This window comes from Streptomyces sp. URMC 126, assembly GCF_051386555.1.
Taxonomy (GTDB): domain Bacteria; phylum Actinomycetota; class Actinomycetes; order Streptomycetales; family Streptomycetaceae; genus Streptomyces.
Window position 1 is genome coordinate 1 of record NZ_JBPQTX010000491.1, and the last position, 3,418, is coordinate 3,418.

The 3,418-nt window shown below is 75.1% G+C and carries 1 protein-coding gene, 1 pseudogene and 1 riboswitch; of the genes and pseudogenes, one reads left to right on the forward strand and one right to left on the reverse strand.

Annotation, left to right across the window (positions count from 1 at the left end; genetic code table 11):
• Nucleotides 1-63: 63 nt before the first annotated feature.
• Nucleotides 64-2,382, reverse strand: a complete 2,319-nt coding sequence (gene metE, locus ACSNOK_RS31830; protein WP_436784266.1) for a 5-methyltetrahydropteroyltriglutamate--homocysteine S-methyltransferase — start codon at nucleotides 2,380-2,382, stop codon at nucleotides 64-66.
• Nucleotides 2,383-2,542: 160 nt separating this feature from the next.
• A riboswitch (cobalamin riboswitch) is annotated at nucleotides 2,543-2,767 on the reverse strand.
• A gap of 205 nt (nucleotides 2,768-2,972) precedes the next feature.
• Between metE and ACSNOK_RS31835 the strand changes: the two are divergent.
• Nucleotides 2,973-3,233 (forward strand): annotated as a pseudogene (locus ACSNOK_RS31835) (2'-5' RNA ligase family protein); the annotation flags it as partial.
• Nucleotides 3,234-3,418 lie beyond the last annotated feature (185 nt).

The window sequence follows — 3,418 nt, forward strand, 5'->3', positions numbered from 1 at the left end:
GCCCCAGCCCGCCCGGGCCCGTCGGGCCGTACCCGGTGTACGGTCCGACGGGCCCGCGCGCCGTCAGCTTCCGGACAGCTCCTCGCGGACGGTCCGAGCTGCGGTCACCAGGTTTTCCAGGGAGGCCCTGGTCTCCGGCCAGCCGCGGGTCTTCAGGCCGCAGTCCGGGTTGACCCACAGCCGTTCGGCCGGTATCGCCTTCAGGCCGGTGCGCAGCAGCTCCGCCGCCTCCTCCGCGCTCGGCACGCGCGGGGAGTGGATGTCGTAGACGCCCGGCCCGGCCTCGCGCGGGTAGCCGTGGGTGGCCAGTTCGCGGGCGACCTGCATGTGCGAGCGGGCCGCCTCCAGGCTGATGACGTCGGCGTCGAGGTCGTCGATGGCCTGGACGATGTCCCCGAACTCCGCGTAGCACATGTGCGTGTGGATCTGGGTGTCCGGCCGTACCCCGCCGGTGGTGAGCCGGAACGCCTCGGTGGCCCACTCCAGGTACGCCGGGCGGTCCGCGGCGCGCAGCGGCAGGGTCTCGCGCAGCGCGGGTTCGTCGACCTGGACGACCGCCGTCCCGGCCGCCTCCAGGTCGCCGACCTCGTCGCGCAGGGCGAGGGCCACCTGCCGGGCCGTCTCGGCGAGCGGCTGGTCGTCGCGGACGAACGACCAGGCGAGCATGGTGACCGGGCCGGTGAGCATGCCCTTGACGGGACGGTCGGTGAGGGACTGGGCGTACGTCGTCCAGCGCACCGTCATCGGTTCCGGGCGGGAGATGTCGCCGGCCAGGATCGGCGGGCGGACGTAGCGGGTGCCGTACGACTGCACCCAGCCGTGCTGGGTGGCGAGGTAGCCGGTCAGCCGTTCGGCGAAGTACTGGACCATGTCGTTGCGTTCGGGCTCGCCGTGCACCAGGACGTCCAGGCCGGCCTTCTCCTGGAAGGCGATCACCTCCCGGATCTCGGCCCTGACGCGCTCCTCGTAACCGGCCGTGTCGATCCGTCCGGCCCGCAGGTCGGCGCGGGCGGCGCGGAGTTCGCCGGTCTGGGGGAAGGAACCGATGGTCGTGGTCGGCAGCAGCGGCAGCCGGAGCCGGGCGCGCTGGGCGGCGGCCCGCTCGGGGTACGGGCCGGAGCGGCGGCTGTCGGCGGCGGTGACGGCGGCGGCGCGGGCCCGGACGGCCGGGTCGTGGGTGATCGGGGAGGCGGCCCGGGAGGCCAGGTCGGCGCGGTTGGCGGCCAGCCGGGCGGCGATGGCTCCGGTGCCGTGGGTCAGGCCCCGGGCGAGCGTGACGACCTCGTCGGCCTTCTGCCGGGCGAACGCGAGCCAGCGCAGGATCTGCGGCTCGATGTCGCGCTCGGCGGTGGCGTCGAGGGGGACGTGGAGCAGCGAGCAGGAGGCCGCCACGTCGACGCGGTCGGCCAGCCCCAGCAGGGTGCCGAGCGTGGTCAGCGACTTCTCCAGGTCGGCGACCCAGACGTTGCGCCCGTCGACGACCCCCGCCACCAGCCGCTTGCCGGGCAGCCCGCCCACGGCGGCCAGCGCGTCCAGGTTGGCGGCGGCGGGCCCGGTGAAGTCCAGGGCGAGCCCCTCCACCGGCGCCTTGGCCAGGACCGGGAGGGCCTCGCCGAGCCGGTCGAAGTAGGAGGCGACCAGCAGCTTCGGCCGGTCGGTGGCGGCGCCGAGGTCGCGGTACGCCCGCGCGGCGGCGCCGAGTTGGGCCGGCGTCCGGTCCTGGACGAGCGCCGGCTCGTCGAGCTGGACCCACTGGGCGCCCGCCGCGCGCAGGTCGGACAGGACCTCGGCGTAGACGGGCAGCAGCCGGTCGAGCAGGGTCAGCGGGTCGAAGTCCGGGGCGACGCCGGGCGCGGGCTTGGCCAGCAGGAGGTAGGTGACGGGGCCGACCAGGACGGGCCGCGGCGTCAGGCCCAGGGCCAGCGCCTCCTTCACCTCGTCCGTGTACTTGGACGAGTCGGTGGTGAAGACCGTGTCAGGCCCCAGTTCCGGCACCAAGTAGTGGTAGTTGGTGTCGAACCACTTGGTCATCTCCAGCGGCGCCACGTCCTGGGTGCCTCGGGCCATGGCGAAGTAGCCGGCCAGTTCGTCGGCTTCGACCGCGGCGCGGTGGCGGGCGGGGATCGCGCCGACCATGACGGTGGTGTCGAGGACGTGGTCGTAGTACGAGAAGTCGCCCGTCGGCACCTCGTGGACGCCGGCTTCCGCCAGCTCCCGCCAGGCGTCCCGGCGCAGTCCCGCGGCGACGGACCGGAGTCCCGCCGCGTCGACGCGGCCCTTCCAGTACCCCTCGACGGCCTTCTTCAGTTCCCGGTTCCGCCCCTGGCGGGGGTAGCCGTACACGGTGGCCCGTGCTGCCGCGGCTGCGGGCTTGGTGGTCACGGAGATCTCCTTCGCGAGCTCGTTCCCTGGGATCCCGGCACGGATCGGGGGCGCGAAGGACGGCGGACCGGGCGGGGACGGCGCGTGGCACGGCGCGGTCGTCCGCCTGGTGTGAACGCCGACCCGCCCTCGAGGTCACCGGGTTGTCCGCGCACGGTGGACCGTACGCGGGCAGCGGGCAGGTCTTCGGACTCGCGGGCGCGCCTCGTGCCGTACGAGGCTCCTACTGGCCGTCGCTTCCCGGGCCCTGTGCGTCGGGCCCAGTGCGTATGACGGCGGTCGTTCCCGCTCACCGCTGCGGGGCAGTCCCGGATTCCCACCGGGTTCCCTCTTGCGACGCGTCCCGCCTGGCGGACGGGGGCGAACCGGCTGCACCGGTCAGCCTAGAGGCTCAGGGGCCGCGGGAGGAGGGGGGCCGGTGATTCGGCACGTGAGGTGGGCCACGCGGACGGGGTCCCGCGCAGGGGGTCCGGCTCGTGCGCCCGCGGTGCGGCGCCGATGATGGGGAGGTGGACGGCGACCCGGTGGCGGAGGCGGCGCCGACGGCCCGGACGGCCGTGGCGTGGCTGCCCCCGCGCGAGCTCCGGCCGGTGATCCAGGAGATCCGCCGTGAGCACGATCCGCAGGTACGGCGGTGGCCCCCGCACGTGAACCTGCTGTTCGGCTTCGTCCCCGAGGAGGCGTTCCCGCGAGCCCTGCCGCTGCTCTCGGCGGCGGCGGAGTGCCCGGCCTTCCCGGCGCGGCTGGCGGGCGTGCGGTACTTCCGGCACCGGCGGTACGCGACGGTGTGGCTGGATCCGGCGGCGGCCGGCCGGGCTCCCTGGGAGCTGCTGTACGAGGAGCTGGCGTCCCGCTTCCCGCTCTGCCGCGCGCGGCGACCGCTTCGTCCCGCACCTGTCGCTCGGCCGCACCACGCGCCCGCGCGCCCTGGCCGCCGCGTGCGCGGCCCGGCTCGGGACGCTGCCGGCCGCCCAGGCCACTGCCTCCGCGAGTACATCGCGCTCCACCCGGATCTTCACCGGAACCGCCTCCTGCT